The organism is Acinetobacter sp. ANC_7635, assembly GCF_056779945.1.
This window is the reverse complement of the sequence record NZ_JBWYIS010000004.1, coordinates 1-25,334: the sequence shown is the minus strand read 5'-3', so window position 1 is coordinate 25,334 and position 25,334 is coordinate 1. Positions and strand designations below refer to the sequence as shown.

Here is a 25,334-nt window from a genome sequence, read left to right as displayed (position 1 = left end):
TTGCTAAGTAACTGAATTTCAAGACTCGGACTGATTTTACAAATATGGACTTCAAAGCTTAACTTCAATTCATTATAAAAATAGAAAACTCATACATATCCATCAGCCATGAAAACTAAAATAAAAAACAGCCTACTCGTTATATTTTTATGTCTCACATCACTCTGGGCAATCTTATTCATCTGGACACATCAGCCTGTTAATGCCATTTTCACTTATGTACTGATCTTGTTTTGGGTTGGACTTGCCATCATTACAGGGATATTCCATTTCAAGCAACAAAGCTATAAGCCCTATTTCACATGGGCGTATTTGATTATTTTTTTGATTACTATTATTAGCTTTTTTTCCTTAGAACCACGCAATGATCGCGTTTGGCAGGATGAAACCGACAAAATTATTCAATTCCAATTCAAAGATGGCAAAGTGGAATTACAGAATGTCAGAAATTTTATTTGGCACAGTGATAAAGACTACGTGACGCGATGGGAAACACGACAATACGATTTAGAAAAGTTAGATCGTATAGATTTAGTGGTATCTCATTTTATGCAAGGTCCTATTGCGCATGTTTTTATTACATTTGGTTTTGATGATGGCGAACATCTCGCATTTTCTTTAGAAGTTCGTCAGGAAAAGGATGAAGGTTTCTCCACCATTGGCGGTTTTTTTCGGCAGTATGAATTAGCACTGGTCGTAGGTGATGAAAATGATTTGATTTATACCCGCTCAAATATTCGCGAAGAAGATGTCTATATTTATCCAATTCAAATGAATCAAACCGAAATTCAGATGTTTTTTTTAGAATTCCTGAACAAAGCCAATCGGCTAAATCATACCCCAGTTTGGTATAACACCTATATTAGTAATTGTACGACCATCTTGTTTGATTTATTAGAACATGCAGTAGGACAAATTCCACGAGATTATCGCGTGACATTGCCAGGTTTAATTCCAAACTATTTATATGACAAAAAAGTCCTCGATAATGGTATTACTTTAAATCAATGGAAAGAAAAAGCACATATTAATCCTAAAATTGAGCATGTTCATGATGTACATTTACTTTCAAGTAAAGCCTTTTCTGCCTTACTCCGTGAGTAAAGCATGCGTCCATTGTTTATAACCACGCTGAAAGAAACAACCAAGAAAGTTTGTTTATTGCGTTTCTTCCTGAACAGCAGGCTCTGAACTTGGACTTTGATTCACTGTTTGTGCTTCAATCACTTCGGCATTTTGATTTTTTAACTGATCAATTTCGCGTTGTAATTGATTTAATTCGCGATATAACTCGTTAAAGCGATTCACACTGAGATCACTTTTAAATAGGATCATTTCGTTACGGCGTTGCCAGTCATGATTCTTCAAAAACTCAAACATTTCTTCAGCTTTTTTTGTGATCTTAAGTTCTAAAGCAAACAAAGCTTGATCATTATTATGCTGTCGGCTGAATTTTAACTTTTCTTTCATTGGCTCACGCAAGTCTGATTTCATCTCCAAAGCATCAAGCGCTTGTAAAGCTGTCGCATAAATTTGTTGGTCACGCATTTGATATTCAGATTGAATTTTCTTCACTTGGACAAACATCTTTTCGGTGTTTTGATATTTATTCTTTTTATCTAATTCTAGGCGACGAACGTTCAGAAACTCATCCCACTTGGCTTGATCTAACTCACGTAAATACATATTTCGTGATTCAATATTGTCTACCCAATACTTCAAAATAAATTCAGAAAGTACTTTATAGTCACCATCCAAACGCTCATCTTCAACTTTAAAATTCAGAGGGGTTTTCCAATCCTTCGCTTGAACATAAAGCTGCTCAATTTTTTCCGTCATCACCAAATCAAATTGTTGACGTTGCACTTCATCATTTTTCTCATTTTGGGCGTAGGCACAATAACCAAATAATAAGGTCACTATGACGATAACCACCGCTAAAATTCCGCGCATCTCAAACTCCTATCCTTTTTTTTGTTTGAGTAATGAATCACTTGCGAACAATGACAAGCACATGATGTGTATTGTATAGCATATTTTTTAAGCAGAAATAGGAATGAATTTAGTGGATATTGCTGTGATTTTGTCGATTTATTCGTGATTCTGTGATCAAGTTTCAATAATTTATTACGCAAAATTCATATTTTCGACAGAAATATATCGGATTGAAACTCTGCGTTTCAGATTTAGACCTTTAATTTTGTTGTCATTGCCCACACTATAGATTCATAAATGATGATTAGAGATTTTTTATGCGTGTAGATGTGTGGTCAGATGTAGTATGCCCTTTTTGCTATATCGGAAAAAAACGTTTAGAAGCAGCAGCAGCTGCAACTGGTGTAGAACTTGAAGTCCATTGGCACAGTTTTCAGCTAGATCCTGATGCACCGCCACGTCAAGAAGTCTCAAATAGCGAACGTTTAGCATTAAAATATGGGCGTACTGTCGCTGAAGTTGAAGAAATGCAACGCAATATTGCGGAAATGGCAAAAGCAGAAGGCATCGAGTTCAATTGGGAAAATGCCAACTCAGGAAATACATTCAACGCCCATCGAATTATTCATCATGCACAAAGCTTAGGATTGGGTTCGGAAGCAAAAGAAGCCTTTTTTTATAGCTATATGACCCAAGGTTTAGCCATTGGCGAGCGTGAAACCCTCGAAGATGTTGCTTCGCGCATTGGTTTAAATCCAGTTGAAGTGGATGATATTTTGGATTCTGATCAATATGCCGATTTTGTCCAATTTGATGAAGAACTTGCACGTGATCAATTAAAAGTGACTGGCGTACCATTTTTTGTATTCGATCAGCGTGTGGCTTTGGCTGGTGCTCAACCGACTCAAGTCTTCCAAGATGTGATCAACAAAGTATTAACGACTGCCAATGAACAAACAGATCAACCCACTGTTGAAGATGCAGAAACTTGTACTGATGAACATTGTGACGTGCCACCAAGTAAATCATAAAACATCTTCGAGAACCTAAATACTGGCTTAAGGTTGCATGACTTAAGCCATATTTAGACTGTTATAAAAATAGAATTCAGCGTTGCATAAACAAGCCTATTCAAGTGAATCGGAACTGAATATACTTCATGTATAGATTCACTGCATGACTCTATACATGGTAAATTTTTATAGACCTCTTTCCCCAAGGAGGTCTTTTTTTATCTATAAAACAATCATTTAATAAAATTATTTCAGTTTCAAGTCTTCTCATTATCTGTTCCAATTTTAAATCACTTTAAATTCATTGTTGTTTATTGTGAATTTTGTTGAACAATTCATTAGAATAGATCAAACATTGATTTTTAATAATATCACGATGCTTAAGCCCATTTTTAATTTTATAAATAAATTCAGCGGCTTAACAATGAAAATGACTTAGAGCGAATATGAAAAGAATCATGCAGCAGTTCAAACCGTCAACCTTAAGTCTTGTCTTAAGTTGTAGCTTTTTAAGTACTTTCGTGTATAGCCAAGATCAGATAGATCACTTGACTGATCCTTATCAAACAGATGAAATCAGTGTCAGTAGCGAATTCCCTACTTTAGACTATCCTTTAGAATTTCAAAAAAAAGATTGGCCAACATCGGATGAAAATAGCTTAGGTTGGATTAACTACGTTCCTCGCATGGTAGATTCAACCCCCACACTATTCCCTGAACAATCCAATAAAAGAATATACGCCCCGACCCAAGCGACTGAAGATTTATCATGGATTGACCGACGTCAAAAATCGATTCGCCACTGGGCAGACCGAACCGCTCAGCGAATCGATGGTTGGTTTGGTGAAGGTTATGAAGATGAAACCGCCAAAGCAACGCTACGTGTAATCTTTGATAATAAATGGAATAAGTATGATGATTACGAATTCAAGCCACGTATACGCGGTAAAATCGACTTACCAACCTTAGAGCGTAAATTAAGTTTAGTCTTTGGTGATGATTCACTGGATAATGAAATTGACAACAATATTGCCATTACCAATGAAAATCCCGCTGCTGATCCCGACAAAAATGTCGACACTAAGCGAATCCGTGAAGATAACAGTTCGATCGCATTACGTTGGTCACAACTATCTGATAAGTTACCTTTCGATTTAGATGCTGACTTAGGTATTCGATCTGGAGATGACATTTATGCCCGCTTGAAGGCAAAAAAAGATTGGACTCTCGGGAATGATTTTTCCTTTCATGCTGAACAAATCTATCGTTATGGTATAGATAGCGAAAATTATCTAAGAACCAATTTGGAACTCACGCATGCACGTCCAAATGAAGCGTTTATTTCAAATCAGCTTTATCTAACTTATGCGGATGAGCAAGATGATGATTGGACTTGGGATAATCGTACCTATCGCCAACATCAGTTTTTCCATGATAACCGCTTTAACTACGGTATGTATGTGGGTGGTTATTACAACAACGATGATTTACGTATGAACAGTTGGGGACCTTTTGTTTCGTGGCGCCAACCCTTATTCCGCGAATGGTTCTTTGTTCAAGGTGATCTTAACTATTTTAATGACAAGCGTGAAGATCGATCACACTATCCTCGTGCTTTAGTTCGTCTTGAAGCTAGATTTTAGCGCTCGATAATAGTCATAAAAAAAGCCCATCACTGATGGGCTTTTTTTGGATCTTAGATTCTCAAATGACAGGCTTTTGAATCACGATACGATTATTACGTGTAATACGTGTTTTTTTAGGAGACGCTTCAGCTTCAGTTTTAGGTAAAACATAACCGACGCGATCTGTGCGTGCGATACGTTTACTATCCACAAAAGGATTAATATCAAATTGTGGAATTTGGTGCTTCACTACGGTTACACGATCATTTCGAACAATTTTCTTCACATCTTGTTCTGCATAAGTGACATTGGTTAAGCTCAGACAAAACATGCTAAATGCGAGCATCATTGAAGTTTTCATAGAATATTCCCAATATTTAATGATCGCTATTATAGATTAATTATTATTATTTAATATGTTTTGCAAATCGAAACTTGGACGTATTTTTTTATCATCAACATCGAAAAAATTTATCTAGTTTAACCCAAAGCTTAAATAGTTCCTTTTACATCCTACGACGGCGCTGCATAAAAAAAGCCTATCCGAAGATAGGCTTTCGATCACAATTTAAAATATGCGCTTATTTCAATAATAAGCTGTTAATGCGTTTTAAATATGCAGCTGGATCTTCTGGTAAACCACCTTCCGCAATCATCGCTTGATCAAAAATCACATTTGCAAGATCATCAAATTGTGCTGAACCATCCAACTTTTTCACCAATGGATGCTCAGGGTTAATCTCTAAAATTGGCTTGCTTTCTGGGACTGCTTGACCTGCCTGTTTTAACATGCGAATCAACTGTGGAGACAACTCGCCTTCACCCGTCACCAGACACGCTGGAGAATCAACCAAACGAGTGGTTACGCGCACTTCTTTGGTTTTGTCTTTTAATGACTCAGACAGCTTTTCAACCACAGGTTTAAACTGCTCAGCCGCCGCTTCTAATGCTTTTTTCTCTTCAGCATCTTGTAAATCACCTAAATCGACAGCACCTTTTGCGACATTCTGCATTGGTGTCCCGTCAAACTCATGAACAAATTCCATTGCCCATTCATCTACACGTTCAGTCATTAGCAGAACATCGATGCCTTTTTTCTTGAATAACTCAAGTTGTGGCGAGTTTTTAGCAGCAGCTAAGCTTTCCGCCGTTACATAATAAATCGCCTTTTGACCTTCTTTCATTGCTGCTTTGTAGTCAGCCAATGAAGTGGTGACCTCATCATTGTTTGAAGTTGCAAAGCGTAGAAGCTTCAAAATTCGGTCACGATTGGTGAAATCTTCACCCAAACCTTCTTTTAAGACAGAACCAAACTCAGCATAAAACTTCTTAAATTTCTCTTGATCTGCTTCATCTTCAGATTTAGCTAAAGTATCTAAAGTTGTTAAGATTCGACGTGTGTTACCTTCACGGATGGTTTTAACATCTCGACTTTCTTGAAGTAATTCACGACTCACATTCAACGGTAAGTCTGCGCTATCCACAACACCTTGAACGAATCGTAAATAGTTCGGGATGAGATTATCTGCATCATCCATGATGAAGACACGTTTCACATAGAGCTTGATACCTGCTTTCGCTTCACGTGAGAAAATGTTGTGCGGTGCTTTACTTGGGATATACAGTAATTGCGTATATTCAGTGCTCCCTTCTACACGGTTATGCGCCCAAGTAATCGGTGCTTCAAAGTCGTGACTTAAGTTTTTATAAAACTCAATATACTGTTCTTCAGTAATGTCATTCTTACTACGTGTCCACAATGCGCTGGCAGAATTGATCGCCTCCCATTCACCCGTTTTGACATACTGGCCTGGTTTCGCTTCTTCGCCCTCAGCTGCTTCTTCTTGTTGCCATACCTCTTTTTCCATTTGAATTGGTAAACTGATATGGTCTGAATATTTATTGATAATTTGCTTTACTTTATAACTTTGCAAATAATCTAATGCGTCTTCACGCAAGTGTAGAATAATATCTGTACCGCGACCTTCTTTCGTAATTTGCTCAACTTCAAATTCGCCTGTACCACCACTGATCCAACGTACACCTTCTGAAGCTTCAGCCCCTGCACGACGTGATTCAACTGTGATTTTATCAGCGACAATAAAGCCAGAATAAAAACCGACACCAAACTGACCAATTAACTGTGCATCTGACTTTTGATCACCGGTTAATTTAGACATAAAGTCTTTAGTACCAGATTTAGCAATCGTACCCAAATTATCAATAGCTTCTTGTTGGCTTAAACCAATACCGTTGTCTGAAATGGTGATGGTTTTATTATCTTTATCCAATTGTACGCGTACACGTAAATCTGGATCATTTTCATAGTATTCAGGATGATTAATCCCTTCAAAACGTAATTTATCACATGCGTCTGAAGCGTTTGAAATTAGCTCACGAAGGAAAATTTCTGGATTTGAATAAAGTGAATGCGTTACTAAATGTAAAAGCTGAGCAACTTCCGCTTGGAAACTATGTTTTTGTGTATTCTGCTCGCTCATAAACTACTCCTTAAACACATCAAAACAATTTTTTTGAATGCTTAATGAATGGTGTAGCTTCTAATTTTTTCAATGGTCAAAATTAAATTTTTTTAAAAAGGACCTTGTTTGTAAATTCGATCAAGATGTATTTCTAGTTTTTGCTGACGCATTTGATAGACATGATTTAAGCATTGCAAATTTGCTTGGCATTGATCACGTAATTCCAGCCATTTGACTTGTTCATTCTGAATGATTGATCGCATTCCCATCGGTACTAAACGACGTAGAATTTGATAAGTCGTAGCCATTTTAACATCTGCATCATTCAGGATACGATGTTCACAAACAGCTTTCTCAGTTTCGGACTGCGCCTTTTTGCAATCAAAACTCGCTGCAAATACTGGAACACTTCCACATGCAGCCAGTACAATGATGAGTTTTATGAATTGGTTCTTCATGCATACTACTCGGTTATGAGCTTTCTAGATTATTGAAAAAAATTGTTTTTTTATATGGTATTTTCTACCTGTTATAGTACAACACATAAAAAAAGCCCTATTGAATAATAGGGCTAGGCGCAACTTTATTTTTAGAATTTGTAGCTGTAACCAATGCTATAGATGACTGGATCTATATCTAGCTTGAACTTTGTTGTTCCATCTACATTCACTTCAGGGTTCAAATCTGCATAACGTACGTCAGCGAATACACCCCAGTTTTTTGCATCAGCTGGTTGGAAATTGAAACCTAACTGCGCTGCATAACCAAAATCTTCTTTTACACTTTGAACGCCTTGCTCATCCCAAGCAATAAATGCTGTTGCACCAAGACCAACATAAGGTGTAAATCCCGAGTTATTTTTAAAATGATATTTCGCAGTCAGTGTTGGTGGTAAATGTTTAATCGTCACTGCATCAGCGCCATTAATCAAAACATCATGGCGAACTGGTGTGGCTAATAATAATTCAGCAGAAATTTGATCATTAAAGAAATATTCCACCGAAGGGGTAAAAGCAAATTCATCATCGGCTTCCACTTTAGCTCCTCCTAGAGAGGCCACAGCGGTATCTTGCGTTGGAGAAATTGCAGATGCACCTAACTTAAGTTGCCATTCTCCTGCCAGTGCATTTGCAGACATTCCAAGCAAAACAATCAGTGCAATTTTATTTAACATTATTATAACCTCTGGAAGATTGATCTAAATAAACCACTATTTAAATATAATAAACATGTCAAAAATTAATATGCAACTCTTAAAATTTAAATAAAATACATTGTATTTATAAACAATTGATTACAATGATAATTTATTTTAAATCATACTAATTTAGTCAATTATAAAATCATCAATTATTTTAAATAAATTATTAATCATATTATTTTACTCGGGATTTTTTTATTTAAACCCACTACTTTAATCTGATTTAAAATAAAAAAGGCGATTATATTAATCGCCTTTTATTCAATCATTTTTTAAATATAGTTATAGCACCATTGCCGCGATCCAACCAAAAATCATCAATGGAATATTGAAATGAATAAATGTCGGAATCACACTGTCTTTCATATGGTCATGTTGACCATCCATATTCAAACCTGATGTTGGACCTAAAGTCGAGTCTGAAGCTGGAGAGCCTGCATCACCTAGAGCTGCAGCAGTACCTATGAGCGCAATTGTTGCTGCTGGACTAAAACCAAACTGAATACATAATGGGACATAAATGATTGCAAGAATTGGCACTGTGGAGAATGATGATCCTATACCTAGTGTAATTAACAACCCGATGAGTAACATCCAGAATGCTGCCCAACCTTGACTATCACCAATCCATGCGACTGAAGCTTCCACTAGAGTCGGAACCTGACCAGTAGCGCCGATCACGGCTGCAAAACCTTGTGCTGCGATCATAATAAAACCCACGAGTGCCATCATACGCATACCAGTAATGATGACATCGTCAGCTTCTCTCCACTTGAAAATACCTGCACAGCTTAGGATCGCCACACCGACTAAACCAGCTAAAATCATCGAATCAGAATACAATTGCACTGCAAGCGTTGCTAAAACAGCACCCCCCGCCATATAAATCGTGAATTTAGAAACCTCCGGTCTCGCAGAACCTTCTTGAACACCCATTTCACCCGAAATGCTTTGTGGTTGTTCTTCGACATGAATGTCACGATATTCTCGTGGTTTACGATAGCTATAAAACACTGCGATTAATAAACCTACGAACATCCCAAACACAGGAATCGCCATCGCAGAAGGGATTTGATCATAATCAATTTGGAAGCCAAGTGGTTCACCAAAAGTATTGATGTTTTGACCTAAAATATCATTTAGGAAAATTGCACCAAAACCGACTGGGATCAACATATAAGTTGCACATAAACCAAATGTGAGTAGACATGCAACCAATCGTCGATCAAGCTTTAAATGGTTGAATACCATCAATAATGGTGGAATCAATACAGGAATAAAAGCAATATGCACGGGAATTACGTTTTGAGAACAAACAGCCGCTATTGCAACCGTTGCAAAGATGGCATATTTGACACGATTTTGTATTTTAAGATTAGCCTCACCTTTAAGTGAATTAATCATTTTATATGCTAGAAGATCTGGCAAACCTGAACGAGCCAAAGTTAAGGCAAATGCACCAAGTACACCATAAGCTAAAGCAATCTGGGCACCCTTGCCCAAACCACCATTAAACGCTTCCATAGTGCCTTGTAAACCAAGACCAGCCAATAGGCCTCCTGTTACAGCACCAATGATCAGTGCAAATACCACAGGCACACGAGCCAAAGAGAGGCCAAACATGACCCCAATGGCAGCAAGAATTGCAAACATAAGAAATAGGAATCAGACAAAAAAACTATTTTATCAGAATTTGTTTGTAATAAATCTGCTCATCAGGGGTTGAAACCTTCACTCGTCAGATTCTATTCGCCTTGCGCATTTTTTTTTGCAAATTGTTTAATATACGATGCGATCTCTTGTGCACGACTTAAAACTGCCCAGTGATTCGCATCTACCTCAACACGTTCAAAACCTGTCGCCCATTTTGGAATTTCGTCAATCAACTCTGGACTTACATATTTATCGCGTTTTAAGACTACCGCTTGAACGGGGCAAATCGCATGACGTTGACGAGGCATCATTAGACGTGGAATAAAGTTTGCCCGATACAGTGCCACACCATACTCACCATCCTTAGAGATATTTTGGTTTACAGGTAAGCCTTTTGTATCTTCAAGAATTTCAAATATTTTGCCCCAGCGATCTGGATTGAGAAAATTCCACATCGTCGGTGCAACTACGGGTAGCTGAAATAGTACGATGTACCAAGACTTAATCAATTGCTTAAAGAACTTTGGTTTTTGATGTTTGAATTGTTCACGCATCCAATAAGCAGCATGGTCCAAGCATGGTCCAGATATAGTGGTATATGAAAGAATACGACCTTTAAATTTAGATTCTGTTACGGATTCCCATGTTTGAATTGAGCCCCAATCGTGTGCTGCCACATGAAAGTTTCGATTTGGCAACAGACGATTTACCACACTCTCCAAATCCAAAGACAGTTGAGCTAATGCATAAGCGCGAATCTTTTTCGGTAAGCTCGATTGACCAGCGCCACGCACATCATAAGTTACAACAAAATAATCTTCGATTAAATTCGAAATGATTGGTTCCCATACTTCTTGATTGTCTGGATAACCATGCACAAGCACCAATGCCGGCTTATTCCGATCTCCCCATGTTTTAGCATAGAGTTTTTGTTGATCTGTCGTGTTAATCCAATGCGATTCAAATTGCATAATATGCTCAACCTTTTTTGTTATTGATTGACCGTTTTCTTGGTCTACGATGATTTTCGATCAATGCCAGAATATTTTTTGTACTTTAGTATGCTAACTAATGAAATAAAAATAATTGACCTAAATGAGTATTTTGAAAAAGCTAACGACAATTCCGTTAATCTCCAAGTATATGTTTAATAGCTTTGCACCCTTTCAAGGCGCAGGCATTACTATCGATAAAATCGACTTAAAAAATCATCATATTCGTGTAAAAATGCCACTTACACGAAAAAATAAAAATATTGTGGGTGTCCACTTTGGCGGTAGCCTTTATTCTATGGTTGACCCATTCTATATGACATTACTCATGTATCACTTAGGTGATAAATATATTGTTTGGGATAAGGCTGCAAGCATCGATTTTTTAACTCCTGGTCGTAGCACTGTTTATGCAGATATCCGCATTGATTCCAGTGAAATACAACTCATCAAAGAGCTCGCTAGCAATCATGCTCCTGTTTACCGTAGCTATACTGTGAATATTATGGATGAATCAGGCTTACGGATCGCAGAAGTTCACAAAACTGTGTATATCCGTCGCAAGAAGGCAAAAGCCACACGTTTCCGTTAATAAAAAAAGCGCTCTATGAGCGCTTTTTTTTATCACTTTAGCAAATTAACGATTATTTTGTTCTATCGCTTTTGCTCTATCGCTGCTCCTGCACCGCCGCCAATTGCACCACCAATTGCAGCGCCAGAGTTACCACCAAAAATACTTTTACCGACTGCAGACCCGATTGCACCGCCTACACCACTATAAGTGGCATTACGATCTGAGCCCCCTTGAGCTTTACTACCTATAGCGGCACCTGCACCACCACCAAGCGTTGCACCAACACCACCACCAACATTATTACCAACACCACCACCAAGTGCGCCACCTGCAGCAGCTGCACCAATACGCTGTTGATTCGGCGTCATGCTTTCACAACCTGCAAGTAGCATTGTAGATACGGTTGCCATCGCCATGACAGCTGTTAACTTTTTCATCTTGATGTCCCTCTTTGTCTATTTATATAAGCATATCGCGATCTAGAGAATAAAATTTTCAATTTCTGTTACAAGACAACGCGAAAATGATGCTATTTGTAAAGAGTTTTTTTCAAAATAGATATTTAGCCTCAAATTCACATTATCAAACTCAATAAAAAAAGGCACCCGTAGGTGCCTTCTTAATTCAGTTTAGATTAAAACTGATCTTCATTTAATGCTTGTGAGAACGCTTGGTCAACTTCAGAGAAGTCATTAACCAATTCGTGCTCAGCAGCTTCTGCTTCTTGACGACGACGCTCTAAGTGGTAAGCCAAGCCTGTACCCGCTGGGATCAAGCGACCAACAACCACGTTTTCTTTTAGACCGCGTAAATCATCTTCTTTACCTGTTACAGCAGCTTCAGTTAACACACGTGTTGTTTCCTGGAACGATGCAGCAGAAATGAACGAGTCAGTAGAAAGTGAAGCTTTCGTGATACCCATCAATTGACGTTCAAACTTCGCAGGGAACTTGTTCTGAGCAAGTACTGCTTGGTTTTCTTGGACAACACGGATGTAATCCACTTGCTCGCCTTTGATGAAGCTTGTATCACCACCATCGATGATCTCAACTTTACGCAACATTTGACGTACGATGACTTCAATGTGCTTATCGTTGATTTTTACACCTTGGAGACGATATACGTCTTGAACTTCATTCACGATGTAGTTCGTAAGTGCAACTTCGCCTTTCAAACGTAAGATGTCATGTGGGTTTTGCGGACCATCAGAAATCGTTTCACCACGGTTCACATGCTCACCTTCGAACACGTTAATCGTACGCCACTTAGGAATTAACTCTTCGTAAATCTCTGAGCCATCATCCGGTGTGATCACCAAACGATTCTTACCTTTAGTTTCTTTACCAAAGCTTACAACACCTGAAACTTCTGCAAGGATCGCATGTTCTTTCGGCTTACGTGCTTCAAACAAGTCAGCTACACGTGGAAGACCACCGGTAATATCACGAGTACGTGAAGTTTCTTGAGGTACACGACCAATTACATCACCCACACCAATTGTTTCGCCATCTCGGACAGTCACAATTGTATTTTGTGGTAAGAAGTAGAACTGTTCACCACCATCAACTGTATCTAATACAATCGCTGGACGTAAGTCTTTACCAGAAGCTGGACGAGACGTTACAGGTAAAATTTCAACTGTCGTCATACCAGTTGCATCATCTGTTTTCGAGGTTGCAGTTACACCATCAGCGATTTGGCTGAAACGTGCTTTACCAGCAACTTCTGTTACCAATGGATGCGTATGCGGATCCCAAGTCGCTACAATACCGCCAGCTTCTACCGCACCACCATCTTTAATCAAGATTGAGGCACCGTAAGGAAGTTTATAACGCTCACGCTCACGACCGATGTCATCAGTGATACCAATCTCACCAGAACGAGAAACAGACACTAAGTGACCTTTAGCGTGTTGAACTGTCTTCACATTATGGAAACGGACAAAGCCTGCATTACGTACTTGAACACTGTTCGCAGCAGAAGTTCGGCTCGCAGCACCACCCACGTGGAATGTACGCATCGTTAACTGTGTACCTGGCTCACCAATGGATTGAGCAGCCATTACACCCACTGATTCACCTGGATTCACCAAGTGACCACGTGCAAGGTCACGACCATAACATTTCGCACATACACCAAAAGTAGATGCACAGTTTACTACTGAACGCACTTTAACTTCATCGACACCTTGCTCTTCTAGGTAGTTTGCAAGTTTCTCATCGATGAGTGTATTACGTGGCAGTACTACTTCATCAGAACCTGGTCGCTTCGCATCTTCAGCTAATACACGACCAAGCACACGAGTACCTAAGTTCTCGATAACATCACCACCTTGAATGAATGGCGTCATTACGAGACCGTCAAAAGTACCGCAATCTGGCTCAGTAATCACTAAGTCTTGCGCTACGTCTACAAGACGACGTGTCAAGTAACCCGAGTTCGCTGTCTTCAATGCTGTATCGGCCAAACCTTTACGTGCACCGTGTGTTGAAATGAAGTACTGAAGTACGGTCAAACCTTCACGGAAGTTCGCTTTAATTGGTGTCTCAATAATCGAGCCATCCGGTTTTGCCATCAAACCACGCATACCTGCAAGCTGACGAATCTGTGCTGCACTACCACGGGCACCAGAATCAGACATCATGTAGATGGAGTTGAATGATTTTTGTTTCTCATCTTCGCCCTGTTTGTTCTTAACAGTCGTGTAAGACAAGTTATCCATCATCGCTTTCGCTACTTGGTCATTTGTACGTGCCCAAATATCGACAACTTTGTTATAACGTTCACCGGCAGTTACGAAACCTTGTTCGAACTGTTGCTCAATTTCACGAACTTCAACTTCAGCTTTCTCGATGATTGAATACTTCGCAGGTGGAATCACCATGTCTTCCATACCAACAGACACGCCTGAACGTGTTGCTTGACGGAAACCGAGGTACATCAATTGGTCAGCAAAAATAACAGTATCTTTCAAACCAAGCTTACGGTAGCAAGAGTTGATCAATTTAGAGATGTTCTTTTTGGTCATCTCAACGTTGATTTGCTCGAAGCTTAAACCTTCTGGCACAACTTCCCAAAGTAAACAACGGCCTGGCGTTGTATCAACGATAATCGTTTGTTGCTCACGCTCACCATTTTCATTGATCACAGTTTGATGTACACGAGCTTTAACGCGAGCATGTAAATCAACTTGACCTGTTGCAAGCGCACGGTTTACTTCGTGAGTATCCGCGAACACCATGCCTTCACCTTTGGCATTGATTGCATCACGCGTGATGTAATACAAGCCTAAGACAACGTCTTGCGATGGAACGATGATTGGTTCACCGTTTGCTGGAGACAAGATGTTGTTCGTTGACATCATTAACGCACGAGCTTCTAATTGAGCTTCAAGTGTTAATGGAACGTGTACCGCCATTTGGTCACCATCGAAGTCGGCGTTGAACGCAGCACATACGAGTGGGTGTAGACGGATCGCTTTACCTTCGATCAATACAGGTTCAAATGCTTGAAGACCTAAACGGTGAAGTGTTGGCGCACGGTTCAACATCACTGGATGTTGACGAATCACAGATGCAAGAACGTCCCAAACTTCTGGAGTCTCACGCTCAACCATTTTCTTCGCAGCTTTAATGGTAGTTGCTTGGCCAGACGCTTGTAATTTCGCGAAAATAAACGGCTTGAATAACTCAAGTGCCATTTTCTTAGGAAGACCACATTGGTGAAGACGTAAAGTAGGACCTACAGTAATTACCGAACGACCAGAATAGTCAACACGCTTACCAAGTAAGTTCTGACGGAAACGACCTTGTTTACCTTTGATCATGTCTGCCAAAGATTTAAGAGGACGTTTGTTCGAACCAGTAATTGCACGACCACGACGACCGTTATCTAACAATGCATCTACAGACTCTTGTAACATACGTTTTTCGTTACGTACGATGATATCTGGAGCAGCTAGATCAAGAAGACGCTTTAAACGGTTGTTACGGTTAATCACACGACGATAAAGATCGTTCAAATCAGATGTCGCGAAACGACCACCTTCAAGTGGTACAAGCGGACGAAGATCTGGTGGAAGTACTGGAAGTACAGTCAACACCATCCATTCTGGTTTGTTATTCGACTCTTTGAACGCTTCCATTAACTTCAAACGCTTAGATGCTTTCTTAAGCTTCGTTTCAGAAGTTGTATTTGGAATTTCTTCACGTAAACGAGAAATCTCAGCTTCAAGATCGATGTCTTTCAACAAATCTTGAACTGCTTCAGCACCCATTTTCGCAGTGAATTCATCACCGTGCTCTTCTAATGCTGTGAAGTATTCTTCGTCATTCAGAAGTTGGTATTTCTCAAATGGCGTCATACCAGGATCTGTTACAACGTAAGATTCGAAATACAATACACGTTCGATATCACGTAGCGTCATGTCTAAAAGAAGACCGATACGGCTAGGCAGTGATTTTAAGAACCAAATGTGTGCAACTGGTGAAGCAAGCTCAATGTGACCCATACGCTCACGACGAACTTTCGCAGTTGTTACTTCAACGCCACATTTTTCACAAATGACACCTTTGTATTTCATACGCTTGTATTTACCACACAAGCATTCGTAATCTTTTACTGGACCAAAAATTTTGGCACAGAATAAACCATCACGTTCAGGTTTGAACGTACGATAGTTAATTGTCTCTGGCTTTTTAACTTCACCATGAGACCATGACTTAATCATTTCTGGTGACGCAAGACCAATACGGATGCGATCAAACTCTACAGGAGCATGACCGTCTGAATCCGTCTTTTTGCGCATGATATCGAGCAAGTCTTTCAATTTTTTTCTCCGTGTGTTGTGGAGATTTTCACTTCACAACTGGGTCACAAATATTGTTTTTTAACTGAATTGGTAATCTCCCCTAACCCCTCTTTTTTAAAGAGGGGTTAGTCTCCCCCTTATCAAAGGGGGATTGAGGGGGATTTAGTCACCATTTTTCAGTTCAATGTTGATACCTAAAGAACGGATCTCTTTGGTCAATACGTTGAACGATTCAGGCATACCTGGGTCCATATAATGGTTACCATCTACAATGTTCTTATAGATACGGGTACGACCCTCAACGTCATCCGACTTCACAGTCAGCATTTCTTGAAGCGTATAAGCTGCGCCATATGCTTCGAGTGCCCAGACCTCCATCTCACCGAAACGCTGACCACCGAATTGTGCTTTACCACCAAGCGGCTGTTGCGTTACAAGCGAGTAAGAACCTGTAGAACGCGCATGCATCTTGTCATCAACCAAGTGGTTCAATTTCAACATGTACATGTAACCTACAGTTACAGGACGGTCAAAACGTTCACCAGTACGGCCATCATACAGTACTGTCTGACCAGTACGTGAAAGACCAGATAGTTCTAATAACTCTTTGATTTGACCTTCTTCGGCACCGTCAAATACTGGTGTTGCAAGTGGAACACCTTTACGGAGGTTGCCTGAAAGTGCCAAGATTTCATCATCAGTTAAGCTATCAAGATCTTCTTGCTCGCCACCAACTTTGTTGTAAATCTTGTCTAAGAATTCACGAAGTTCAAGTACAGTACGTTGTTCTTTCAACATTTGATCGATCTTGTCACCAAGACCTTTCGCAGCCATACCCAAGTGAGTTTCAAGAATCTGACCCACGTTCATACGTGAAGGTACACCTAGTGGGTTCAATACGATATCTACTGGAACACCATTCGCATCATGTGGCATGTCTTCAACTGGCAAGATGTTTGATACAACACCTTTGTTACCATGACGACCCGCCATCTTATCACCAGGCTGAATACGACGTTTTACTGCTAGGTAAACTTTAACAACTTTCAATACGCCAGTTGTTAACTCATCACCTGTAGAAAGCTTGCGTTTTTTCTCAGCGAATTTCTCATCAATTTCAAGACTCTTCTCTTTCAAGAATACTTGAATTTGAGTTAAACGCTCCGCGATGCCTTCATCTACTGGTTGGATATCAAGTAGATCAACAAGTTCTAGATTTGAAAGAACTTCATCAGTTAACTTATCGCCACGTTTTGTTGTACCGCCGCCATTAGACTCTTGACCATTCAACAAACGTACAACGCGCTCACGTGCAGCTTCTTCGAAGATTTTGTATTCTTCTTTCAAATCTTTACGGTATGCATCAAGTTGAGCTTTTTCAATCGCTTGAGCACGTTCGTCTTTCTCGATACCATCACGAGTAAACACTTGAACGTCGATAACTGTACCCTTCGTACCAGATGGAACACGAAGTGAAGAGTCTTTCACATCAGCTGCTTTTTCACCAAAGATTGCACGAAGCAATTTTTCTTCAGGAGTCAACTGCGTTTCGCCCTTAGGTGTTACTTTACCAACTAAGATGTCGCCAGCAGTTACTTCAGCACCGATATAGACAATACCTGATTCATCAAGCTTAGAAAGTGCAGCCTCACCTACGTTCGGGATATCAGCAGTAATTTCTTCTGAACCAAGTTTAGTATCACGCGCGACACAAGAGAGTTCTTGAATGTGAATAGACGTCAAACGATCTTCTTGAAGAACACGCTCAGATAATAAGATCGAGTCTTCGTAGTTATAACCGTTCCAAGTCATGAACGCGACACGCATGTTTTGACCAAGTGCCAATTCACCGCCATCAGTTGATGGACCATCAGCAAGTACATCACCACGACCAACTTTGTCGCCTAGGTTCACAAGCACTTTTTGGTTGATACATGTGTTTTGGTTCGAACGTGTGTACTTGATCAAGTTGTAGATATCTACACCTGCTTCACCCGCAACCATTTCATCTTCATTCACACGAATAACGACACGAGATGCATCTACGTATTCAATACGTCCACCACGTTTCGCGATCACACACACGCCTGAGTCATGCGCCACGTTCGCTTCCATACCTGTACCAACAAGAGGCTTGTCAGCAATCAGCGTAGGAACAGCCTGACGTTGCATGTTTGAACCCATTAATGCACGGTTCGCATCATCGTGTTCAAGGAATGGAATCAGTGACGCAGCCACAGAAACAACCTGCTGAGCAGATACGTCCATGTGCGTTACTTTTTCTGGCGGCATACGTACGAAGTCACCTTGGTGACGAACAGATACGAACTCTTCTGTTAAGTTGCCATCTTTATCCAATTGAGAATCGGCCTGTGCAATCACAGTACCTACTTCTTCAATTGCTGATAAATATTCAACTTCATCCGTTACACGGCCATCAACAACTTTACGATATGGAGTTTCTAAGAAACCAAAGCTATTCGCTTTCGCATATACAGATAATGAGTTGATCAAACCAATGTTTGGACCTTCAGGCGTTTCAATTGGACAAACACGACCGTAGTGAGTTTGATGTACGTCACGTACTTCGAAGCCCGCACGTTCACGTGTTAAACCACCTGGACCTAATGCTGATACACGACGTTTGTGTGTAATTTCAGACAATGGGTTGTTTTGATCCATGAACTGAGATAACTGGCTTGAACCAAAGAATTCTTTGATTGCAGCCGCTACTGGTTTTGCATTGATCAAGTCTTGTGGAGACAAGTTATCTGTCTCTGCTTGTGATAAACGCTCTTTCACAGCACGTTCAACACGAACTAGACCAACACGGAATTGATTTTCTGTCATTTCGCCAACAGAACGTACGCGACGGTTACCTAGGTGGTCGATATCATCGACTTCACCTTTACCGTTACGGATTTCAACCAGTGTTTTTAATACGTCAATGATGTCATCGTTTGAAAGAATACCTTCAACTTCACGTGACTTCTGATCTGTACCCACTTCGTAAGGACGACCTAAACGACGGTTGAACTTCATACGACCGACTGGTGATAAATCATAACGTTCAGAAGAGAAGAACAAGTTATTGAATAAGTTTTCTGCAGCTTCTTTCGTTGGTGGCTCACCTGGACGCATTACCTTGTAAATTTCTACAAGTGCTTCTTCACGACCAGAAGTCGTATCAGCACGTAATGAATCAGCTACGAATGAACCGCGATCGATATCGTTGGTATAAAGTACGTTAAATTGCTTAACGCCACCTTCAGCGATTTTAACCATAACTTCATGGCTAAGAACCGTGTTTGCAGCAATCACATCACCATTGTGTAATGTAATATCTTCAGCAGTAATACGCTCATATAAATATTCATCAGGTACTGGAAGTTTAGTTAAGCCTGCAGCTTCCATTTGACGAACATGACGCGCATTAATACGTTTACCTTGCTCAACGATTGTCTTACCGTCATTGTCTGTGATATCAAATTGTGCCATTTCGCCACGCAGACGCTCTGGAACCAAGTCAATTTGATAGCTGCCCATGTCTAGATATACAGGAACCTTTTCATAGAACATGTCTAGAATTTGTTCGTTTGTATAGTTCAAGGCACGAAGAATCACAGTCGCAAGTAACTTACGACGACGGTCAATACGAACGTATACTAAATCTTTAGCATCAAACTCAAAGTCTAACCATGAACCACGGTAAGGAATGATACGTGCTGAATAAAGCACCTTACCACTTGAATGCGTCTTACCCTTGTCATGATCAAAGAACACACCAGGTGAACGATGTAATTGAGATACGATTACACGCTCAGTACCATTGATCACGAACGTACCATTCTGTGTCATAAGTGGCATTTCACCCATGTACACTTCTTGTTCACGTACGTCTTTAATTGATTTCGTTTCGCGATCCTTAATGATCAAACGAATTTTTACGCGCATTGGTGCCGCATAAGTTGAGCCACGAAGAATACATTCGCGAACGTCAAACTCTGGTTTACCAAGGCTATACTCAACGAATTCTAAAGCAGCATTCCCAGAATAACTTTCAATTGGAAAAACTGAACGAAATGCGGCTTGGAGACCGATATCTTCGCGGTTTTTTGGTGTTTTGCCATCTTGAAGGAACGTTCTGTACGAGTCGACTTGAATCGCGAGCAGGTACGGAGCATCCATCACTTGGGGCAATTTACCAAAATTCTTACGGATCCGTTTCTTTTCGGTATATGAGTATGCCATCTGGAGTCCTCGGAAAGTAAACTAAACCCGCCTGCAGAACGGGTCTAGAAGGAATTACGCAGGTCGATATGACCACCACTTTGTTCAAATGCTGCAATGTTCAGTGGTATTAAAACGCTTAACAATATTTTTAAACATGGAAAAATATTGGTAAGCGTTTGATTTTATTCAATTATAGTTAGTATTGATGATTTTTACATCAAGTTAACAAAAATCGAGCCGATAATTGTAACGCAAAAAGGCTGATGACCCAAGAGCCATCAGCCAATTTTTGGGGTCAAATTAATAATGACCCCATGGCGAAATTACTTAACAGTAACTTGAGCACCAGCTTCTTCAAGTTTCTTCTTAAGTTCTTCAGCTTCTTCTTTAGAAACACCTTCTTTAAGAAGAGCTGGAGCGCCTTCAACTAAATCTTTAGCTTCTTTAAGACCAAGACCAGTAGCTTCACGAACTGCTTTAATTACAGCAACTTTGTTAGCACCGAAAGAAGTCAACTCTACATTGAATTCAGTTTGTTCTTCAGCAGCAGCAGCGCCAGCACCTGGAGCAGCAGCTACAGCTACAGCAGCAGCAGATACATTGAATTTCTCTTCAAAAGCAGAGATAAGTTCAACAAGTTCAAGAACAGTTTTTTCAGCAACTGCGTTTAAGATTTCTTCGTTAGTTAAAGCCATGAGAATAACTCCAAATGGATATTGAATGGTGTGGAAATTGATTTATTAAGCTTAAGCAGCTTCTGACTCGTTTTTCTCTTTGAGCGCAGTAATAAGGCGACCCAATTTCGAAATAGGAGCTTGAAGAACATTTGCAAGCATAGTAAGCGCTTTTTCTTGGTTCGGAAGGTTCGCGATTACGCTAACTTCAGCACCTTGATAAACCTTGCCATCGAATGCAGCAGCTTTAAGTTCAAATGCTTTATTAGTTTTAGCAAATTCTTCAAACAAACGAGCAGCTGCGCCCATGTCGTCTTCAGAAGTCGAGAAAGCTAAAATTGTTGGGCCAACAAGGTTGTCGTTCAAGATATCGAACTGAGTATCTTGAAGAGCACGTTTAGCTAAAGTATTACGCACGATACGTGTAGTAACACCTAGTTTACGCGCTTCAACACGAAGAGCAGTTAATTGCTCAACAGTTAAACCTTGGTAGTCAGCAACAACAGCAGTGAAAGCAGTAGAAGCAACAGCGTTAACTTCAGCTACGATCTGTTTTTTGTCTTCGATAAGAAGAGCCATTGTAAAACCTCCTAACGGTGATTTATGTACTCACGCGAAGTACACTCCCAGTTCGTTAACTCATCACTGAGTCAACACGCGGAGGATGAACTAAATCACACCACCGCGTCTACGCAGGCTGGAATATTAAGAGCGAAGCATAAAACTCCCCTCGCCTGAGGTCTTTGACGCTGATAAATTCTCATTTACCAATTCAAAGTTTGCCTAAGTTCGCAAGAAATCCAAAACCGGTATCTTGCGTAAGATTTGAAGCAGCGCTTCAAATCTTACTCAGGGCTTTAAAATTCTGTCTAAGTTAAACTTAGTTAGAAACGTTAGTTACATCAATAGTAAGACCAGGACCCATAGTTGAGCTTAAAGTGATCTTTTTGATATAAACACCTTTAGAAGTTGCAGGTTTTGCTTTCTTAAGGTCAGCTACAAGAGCTTCAACGTTTTGACGAACAGCTTCAGCAGTGAAACCTACTTGACCGATCGCAGCATGGATGATACCCGCTTTGTCTACACGGTAACGTGCTTGACCAGCTTTTGCATTTTTAACTGCAGTTGCTACGTCAGGAGTTACAGTACCCACTTTAGGGTTTGGCATTAAGCCACGTGGACCAAGGATTGTACCTAACTTACCTACAACGCGCATTGCATCTGGAGCAGCAATCACTACGTCAAAGTCAAGGTTACCCGCTTGAATGCTTTCAGCAAGGTCATCAAAACCAACTACGTCCGCGCCTTCAGCTTTAGCAGCTTCAGCAGCAGCGCCTTGAGCAAACACAGCTACACGTACAGTTTTACCAGTACCTGCAGGAAGTGTAGTCGCGCCACGAACAACTTGGTCAGATTTACGAGGATCAACACCTAGATTTACAGCTACATCCAAAGATTCTTTGAATTTAGCAGCTGGAAGGCTAGAAAGTACTGCTACAGCTTCTTCCAAAGTATAAACTTTGTTCGCTTCTACAGCAGCTGCAATCGCTTTTTGACGTTTAGTTAATTTAGCCATGTCTTAAAGCTCCACTTCCAAGCCCATAGAACGTGCAGAACCAGCAATGGTACGTACACGCGCGTCTAAGTCAGCACCAGTTAAATCTGGTTCTTTAGTAGTCGCGATCTCTTCTAATTGAGCACGAGTCAACTTACCAACTTTAGTTTTGTTAGGTACAGCTGAACCCTTTTGGATACCAGCAGCTTTCTTAAGAAGAATAGCAGCAGGCGGAGTTTTCATGATAAATGTGAACGACTTGTCGTTGTACACAGTGATCACTACAGGAATCGGAAGACCAGCTTCAAGTTTTTGTGTAGCAGCATTGAATTCTTTACAGAATGCCATGATGTTTACACCACGTTGACCTAGTGCAGGACCGATTGGTGGAGATGGATTCGCTTTACCAGCTGGAACTTGCAGCTTGATATAGCCGTCAATCTTCTTAGCCATTTCAATTACCTCTGGGTACAAACGCCGATTAAGGCTCCCCAATATTTACAAGTAACGATACCGTTACAACAACAATGCCCGATTAATAAAATCGGGCGTTTTCAACCAATTCAGATTAAATTGTTTTTTCGACTTGTCGAAATTCCAATTCAACTTGAGTTGGTCGATTGAATACATTAATCGTCAACGTTAAGCGTGACTTTTCGTACTGAACTTCTTCCACCACACCTTTAAAGTCTGTGAATGGACCATCAGTAACCAATAATTCTTCGCCTGGCTCGAACATTGTCTTAGGACGAGGTGCTTCGCCAGTATTGCGTACACGTGCAAGAATCGCGTCAGCTTCTTTTTGCGTAATTGGAGCAGGCTTTTCTGCCGTACCACCAATAAATCCGAGCACTTTTGGACATTCTTTAACAATGTGCCAAGTATCGTCATTCATTTCCATTTCAACTAACACATAGCCTGGAAAGAATTTACGCTCTGACTTACGTTTCTTACCATCCTTCATCTCTACCACTTCTTCGGTAGGAACAAGGACTTCACCAAAGCTATCGGCAACAGCGCTACGCTGGATTCGATCATTAAGCGAACGCATCACTTGTTTTTCATAACCTGAATAGGCATGAATAATGTACCAACGTTTCATAGCTCTTTTACCCGATAATAAACTTCATCAACCAACTAATAATGTAATCAAAACACCATAAACCAATAGCGGTGATTACAACAACAAGTAACACTTGCCATGATGCAGTTACTGTTTCTTGCTTTGTTGGCCAAATCACTCGACGCAGTTCAATGCGTGAGTCTTTCAACAAACGAACAAAGCCTTTGCCTTGATGGGTGGCGTATAATAAACCTAAAGCCACAACGATACAAGCCAAAATTACCCCAACACGCACCCAAATATTGTTTGCGGGAACCCAATATGCTGGAAGATGTTGATTTACCATAAGTGCACCAGCAAGTAATGCCAATGCAATAATCCATAAAATCACGTCAACTGGTGAACCAGATTTAACGACTTCAGCGGAATTGTTTCTTTGAGGAATTGGCGCGTCGCTTAATGCGTCACGCGATTTATCATTCGACATTTTTGTACTCGTCGTTGAATTCGCGACTTATTATATGACCAGTTTAGCCAGCATCAAGCTTTTTATCAAAAATAATTTGGCAGGCCAGGAGGGACTCGAACCCCCAACATTCGGTTTTGGAGACCGACGCTCTACCAATTGAACTACTGACCTATAACAAAACCGAGAATCGAAACTCTCGGTTTTCGTTTGTACTTCTATTATGCAGTTACTTTAGCAACAACACCAGCACCAACTGTACGACCACCTTCACGGATCGCAAAACGTAGACCTGGGTCCATTGCGATTGGGTGGATTAATTCTACTGACATTTCTACGTTGTCACCAGGCATAACCATTTCAACGCCTTCTTGCAATTGAATCGCGCCAGTTACGTCAGTTGTACGGAAGTAGAACTGTGGACGGTAACCGTTAAGGAATGGAGTGTGACGACCACCTTCTTCTTTAGAAAGTACGTATACTTCTGCATCGAATTTAGTGTGTGGCTTGATCGCACCTGGTTTAGAAAGTACTTGACCACGTTGTACGTCTTCACGCTTAGTACCGCGTAATAAGATACCACAGTTCTCGCCCGCACGACCTTCGTCTAGAAGTTTACGGAACATTTCAACGCCAGTTACTGTAGTTTTAACTGTGTCTTTGATACCTACGATTTCAACTTCTTCGCCTACTTTCACGATACCAGCTTCTACACGGCCAGTTACCACTGTACCACGACCAGAAATAGAGAATACGTCTTCGATTGGCATTAAGAATGCTTTATCAATAGCACGCTCTGGCTCTGGGATGTAAGTGTCAAGCGCTTCAACAAGAGCAACAACTGCATCTTCACCGAACTGACCAGCTTCACCGTTAAGTGCAGCAAGAGCAGAACCACGGATAACTGGAGTGTCATCACCTGGGAAGTCATAAGTAGAAAGAAGTTCACGAACTTCCATTTCAACTAGCTCAAGAAGCTCTTCGTCGTCTACAAGGTCACATTTGTTTAAGAATACAACGATGTATGGAACACCTACTTGGCGAGAAAGAAGGATGT

The 25,334-nt window shown here is 40.4% G+C and carries 21 protein-coding genes and 1 tRNA gene; 4 read left to right on the top strand and 18 right to left on the bottom strand.

The window, feature by feature from the left end; translation table 11 throughout:
• Positions 1–108 precede the first annotated feature (108 nt).
• Positions 109–1,104 (top strand): Lnb N-terminal periplasmic domain-containing protein, encoded by a 996-nt coding sequence (locus tag AC1M89_RS06755; protein ID WP_481614054.1) that lies wholly within the window; start codon positions 109–111, stop codon positions 1,102–1,104.
• Positions 1,105–1,158: 54 nt separating this feature from the next.
• On the opposite strand, the gene AC1M89_RS06750 is transcribed toward AC1M89_RS06755, so the two are convergent.
• Positions 1,159–1,953, bottom strand: a complete 795-nt coding sequence (locus AC1M89_RS06750) for a hypothetical protein (protein WP_481592356.1) — start codon at positions 1,951–1,953, stop codon at positions 1,159–1,161.
• Between the two features lie 299 nt (positions 1,954–2,252).
• Here AC1M89_RS06750 and AC1M89_RS06745 point away from each other — a divergent pair, with 299 nt between their 5' ends.
• Both AC1M89_RS06745 and AC1M89_RS06740 read left to right on the top strand, forming a co-directional pair.
• Positions 2,253–2,966 (top strand): DsbA family oxidoreductase, encoded by a 714-nt coding sequence (locus tag AC1M89_RS06745; RefSeq protein ID WP_035265969.1) that lies wholly within the window; start codon positions 2,253–2,255, stop codon positions 2,964–2,966.
• 428 nt (positions 2,967–3,394) lie between these two features.
• Positions 3,395–4,591, top strand: a complete 1,197-nt coding sequence (locus AC1M89_RS06740) for a hypothetical protein (RefSeq protein ID WP_481592357.1) — start codon at positions 3,395–3,397, stop codon at positions 4,589–4,591.
• A gap of 61 nt (positions 4,592–4,652) precedes the next feature.
• Here AC1M89_RS06740 and AC1M89_RS06735 read toward each other — a convergent pair whose 3' ends face one another.
• From AC1M89_RS06735 to AC1M89_RS06710, 6 genes are all read right to left on the bottom strand, one after another.
• Positions 4,653–4,934, bottom strand: coding sequence for a hypothetical protein (locus tag AC1M89_RS06735; protein WP_481614053.1), 282 nt, complete (start codon positions 4,932–4,934; stop codon positions 4,653–4,655).
• Between the two features lie 220 nt (positions 4,935–5,154).
• On the bottom strand, positions 5,155–7,074 hold the full coding sequence (htpG, locus tag AC1M89_RS06730; protein ID WP_180028982.1) for a molecular chaperone HtpG: 1,920 nt from the start codon (positions 7,072–7,074) through the stop codon (positions 5,155–5,157).
• A 92-nt stretch (positions 7,075–7,166) separates the two neighbouring features.
• The gene (locus AC1M89_RS06725; RefSeq protein ID WP_481587405.1) at positions 7,167–7,514 is read right to left on the bottom strand and encodes a lysozyme inhibitor LprI family protein; all 348 of its coding nucleotides are present in this window, start codon (positions 7,512–7,514) and stop codon (positions 7,167–7,169) included.
• A 131-nt stretch (positions 7,515–7,645) separates the two neighbouring features.
• Positions 7,646–8,230: an OmpW/AlkL family protein gene (locus tag AC1M89_RS06720; protein ID WP_481597494.1), complete on the bottom strand. Its 585-nt coding sequence runs from the start codon at positions 8,228–8,230 to the stop codon at positions 7,646–7,648.
• A gap of 309 nt (positions 8,231–8,539) precedes the next feature.
• Positions 8,540–9,910 (bottom strand): Na+/H+ antiporter family protein, encoded by a 1,371-nt coding sequence (locus AC1M89_RS06715; protein ID WP_179998816.1) that lies wholly within the window; start codon positions 9,908–9,910, stop codon positions 8,540–8,542.
• 92 nt (positions 9,911–10,002) lie between these two features.
• Positions 10,003–10,881, bottom strand: a complete 879-nt coding sequence (locus AC1M89_RS06710) for an alpha/beta fold hydrolase (RefSeq protein ID WP_481592360.1) — start codon at positions 10,879–10,881, stop codon at positions 10,003–10,005.
• 124 nt (positions 10,882–11,005) lie between these two features.
• Here AC1M89_RS06710 and AC1M89_RS06705 point away from each other — a divergent pair, with 124 nt between their 5' ends.
• A complete protein-coding gene (locus AC1M89_RS06705) occupies positions 11,006–11,494 on the top strand; it encodes a DUF4442 domain-containing protein (RefSeq protein ID WP_481592361.1) in 489 nt (162 codons plus the stop codon).
• A 62-nt stretch (positions 11,495–11,556) separates the two neighbouring features.
• Here AC1M89_RS06705 and AC1M89_RS06700 read toward each other — a convergent pair whose 3' ends face one another.
• The 11 genes from AC1M89_RS06700 to AC1M89_RS06650 all read right to left on the bottom strand — a co-directional run.
• Positions 11,557–11,913 carry a DNA transfer protein p32 gene (locus AC1M89_RS06700; protein ID WP_481592362.1) on the bottom strand — a complete coding sequence of 119 codons (357 nt, stop codon included), beginning with the start codon at positions 11,911–11,913 and terminating at the stop codon, positions 11,557–11,559.
• Between the two features lie 197 nt (positions 11,914–12,110).
• Positions 12,111–16,304, bottom strand: a complete 4,194-nt coding sequence (rpoC, locus tag AC1M89_RS06695; protein ID WP_035265945.1) for a DNA-directed RNA polymerase subunit beta' — start codon at positions 16,302–16,304, stop codon at positions 12,111–12,113.
• A 144-nt stretch (positions 16,305–16,448) separates the two neighbouring features.
• Positions 16,449–20,537: a DNA-directed RNA polymerase subunit beta gene (rpoB, locus tag AC1M89_RS06690; RefSeq protein WP_481590119.1), complete on the bottom strand. Its 4,089-nt coding sequence runs from the start codon at positions 20,535–20,537 to the stop codon at positions 16,449–16,451.
• Between the two features lie 305 nt (positions 20,538–20,842).
• Positions 20,843–21,214: a 50S ribosomal protein L7/L12 gene (gene rplL, locus AC1M89_RS06685; protein WP_035265942.1), complete on the bottom strand. Its 372-nt coding sequence runs from the start codon at positions 21,212–21,214 to the stop codon at positions 20,843–20,845.
• A gap of 51 nt (positions 21,215–21,265) precedes the next feature.
• Positions 21,266–21,772, bottom strand: coding sequence for a 50S ribosomal protein L10 (gene rplJ, locus AC1M89_RS06680; protein ID WP_035265941.1), 507 nt, complete (start codon positions 21,770–21,772; stop codon positions 21,266–21,268).
• Positions 21,773–22,073: 301 nt separating this feature from the next.
• The gene (rplA, locus tag AC1M89_RS06675) at positions 22,074–22,769 is read right to left on the bottom strand and encodes a 50S ribosomal protein L1 (protein ID WP_035265940.1); all 696 of its coding nucleotides are present in this window, start codon (positions 22,767–22,769) and stop codon (positions 22,074–22,076) included.
• 3 nt (positions 22,770–22,772) lie between these two features.
• Positions 22,773–23,201 carry a 50S ribosomal protein L11 gene (gene rplK / locus AC1M89_RS06670; protein WP_004813566.1) on the bottom strand — a complete coding sequence of 143 codons (429 nt, stop codon included), beginning with the start codon at positions 23,199–23,201 and terminating at the stop codon, positions 22,773–22,775.
• Between the two features lie 115 nt (positions 23,202–23,316).
• Positions 23,317–23,850 (bottom strand): transcription termination/antitermination protein NusG, encoded by a 534-nt coding sequence (gene nusG / locus AC1M89_RS06665; protein WP_035265938.1) that lies wholly within the window; start codon positions 23,848–23,850, stop codon positions 23,317–23,319.
• 7 nt (positions 23,851–23,857) lie between these two features.
• Complete coding sequence (gene secE / locus AC1M89_RS06660) at positions 23,858–24,298, bottom strand: preprotein translocase subunit SecE (RefSeq protein ID WP_035265936.1); 441 nt, start codon at positions 24,296–24,298, stop codon at positions 23,858–23,860.
• Positions 24,299–24,375: 77 nt separating this feature from the next.
• Positions 24,376–24,451: transfer RNA gene (locus AC1M89_RS06655), tRNA-Trp, on the bottom strand.
• Positions 24,452–24,498: 47 nt separating this feature from the next.
• Positions 24,499–25,334 (bottom strand): elongation factor Tu (locus AC1M89_RS06650; RefSeq protein ID WP_481611912.1); only part of this gene is annotated, 836 nt, incomplete at its 5' end.

Bases quoted from the DNA above. Each gene is read 5' to 3' on its own strand.
- AC1M89_RS06710 (WP_481592360.1), bottom strand. From the start codon at position 10,881: ATGCAATTTGAATCGCATTGGATTAACACGACAGATCAACAAAAACTC.
- rplL (WP_035265942.1), bottom strand. From the start codon at position 21,214: ATGGCTTTAACTAACGAAGAAATCTTAAACGCAGTTGCTGAAAAAACT.
- rpoB (WP_481590119.1), bottom strand. From the start codon at position 20,537: ATGGCATACTCATATACCGAAAAGAAACGGATCCGTAAGAATTTTGGT.
- AC1M89_RS06755 (WP_481614054.1), top strand. From the start codon at position 109: ATGAAAACTAAAATAAAAAACAGCCTACTCGTTATATTTTTATGTCTC.
- AC1M89_RS06700 (WP_481592362.1), bottom strand. From the start codon at position 11,913: ATGAAAAAGTTAACAGCTGTCATGGCGATGGCAACCGTATCTACAATG.
- AC1M89_RS06715 (WP_179998816.1), bottom strand. From the start codon at position 9,910: ATGTTTGCAATTCTTGCTGCCATTGGGGTCATGTTTGGCCTCTCTTTG.
- AC1M89_RS06705 (WP_481592361.1), top strand. From the start codon at position 11,006: ATGAGTATTTTGAAAAAGCTAACGACAATTCCGTTAATCTCCAAGTAT.
- AC1M89_RS06725 (WP_481587405.1), bottom strand. From the start codon at position 7,514: ATGAAGAACCAATTCATAAAACTCATCATTGTACTGGCTGCATGTGGA.
- nusG (WP_035265938.1), bottom strand. From the start codon at position 23,850: ATGAAACGTTGGTACATTATTCATGCCTATTCAGGTTATGAAAAACAA.
- rplA (WP_035265940.1), bottom strand. From the start codon at position 22,769: ATGGCTAAATTAACTAAACGTCAAAAAGCGATTGCAGCTGCTGTAGAA.
- rplK (WP_004813566.1), bottom strand. From the start codon at position 23,201: ATGGCTAAGAAGATTGACGGCTATATCAAGCTGCAAGTTCCAGCTGGT.
- rplJ (WP_035265941.1), bottom strand. From the start codon at position 21,772: ATGGCTCTTCTTATCGAAGACAAAAAACAGATCGTAGCTGAAGTTAAC.
- secE (WP_035265936.1), bottom strand. From the start codon at position 24,298: ATGTCGAATGATAAATCGCGTGACGCATTAAGCGACGCGCCAATTCCT.
- AC1M89_RS06740 (WP_481592357.1), top strand. From the start codon at position 3,395: ATGAAAAGAATCATGCAGCAGTTCAAACCGTCAACCTTAAGTCTTGTC.
- AC1M89_RS06720 (WP_481597494.1), bottom strand. From the start codon at position 8,230: ATGTTAAATAAAATTGCACTGATTGTTTTGCTTGGAATGTCTGCAAAT.
- AC1M89_RS06750 (WP_481592356.1), bottom strand. From the start codon at position 1,953: ATGCGCGGAATTTTAGCGGTGGTTATCGTCATAGTGACCTTATTATTT.
- htpG (WP_180028982.1), bottom strand. From the start codon at position 7,074: ATGAGCGAGCAGAATACACAAAAACATAGTTTCCAAGCGGAAGTTGCT.
- AC1M89_RS06745 (WP_035265969.1), top strand. From the start codon at position 2,253: ATGCGTGTAGATGTGTGGTCAGATGTAGTATGCCCTTTTTGCTATATC.
- AC1M89_RS06735 (WP_481614053.1), bottom strand. From the start codon at position 4,934: ATGAAAACTTCAATGATGCTCGCATTTAGCATGTTTTGTCTGAGCTTA.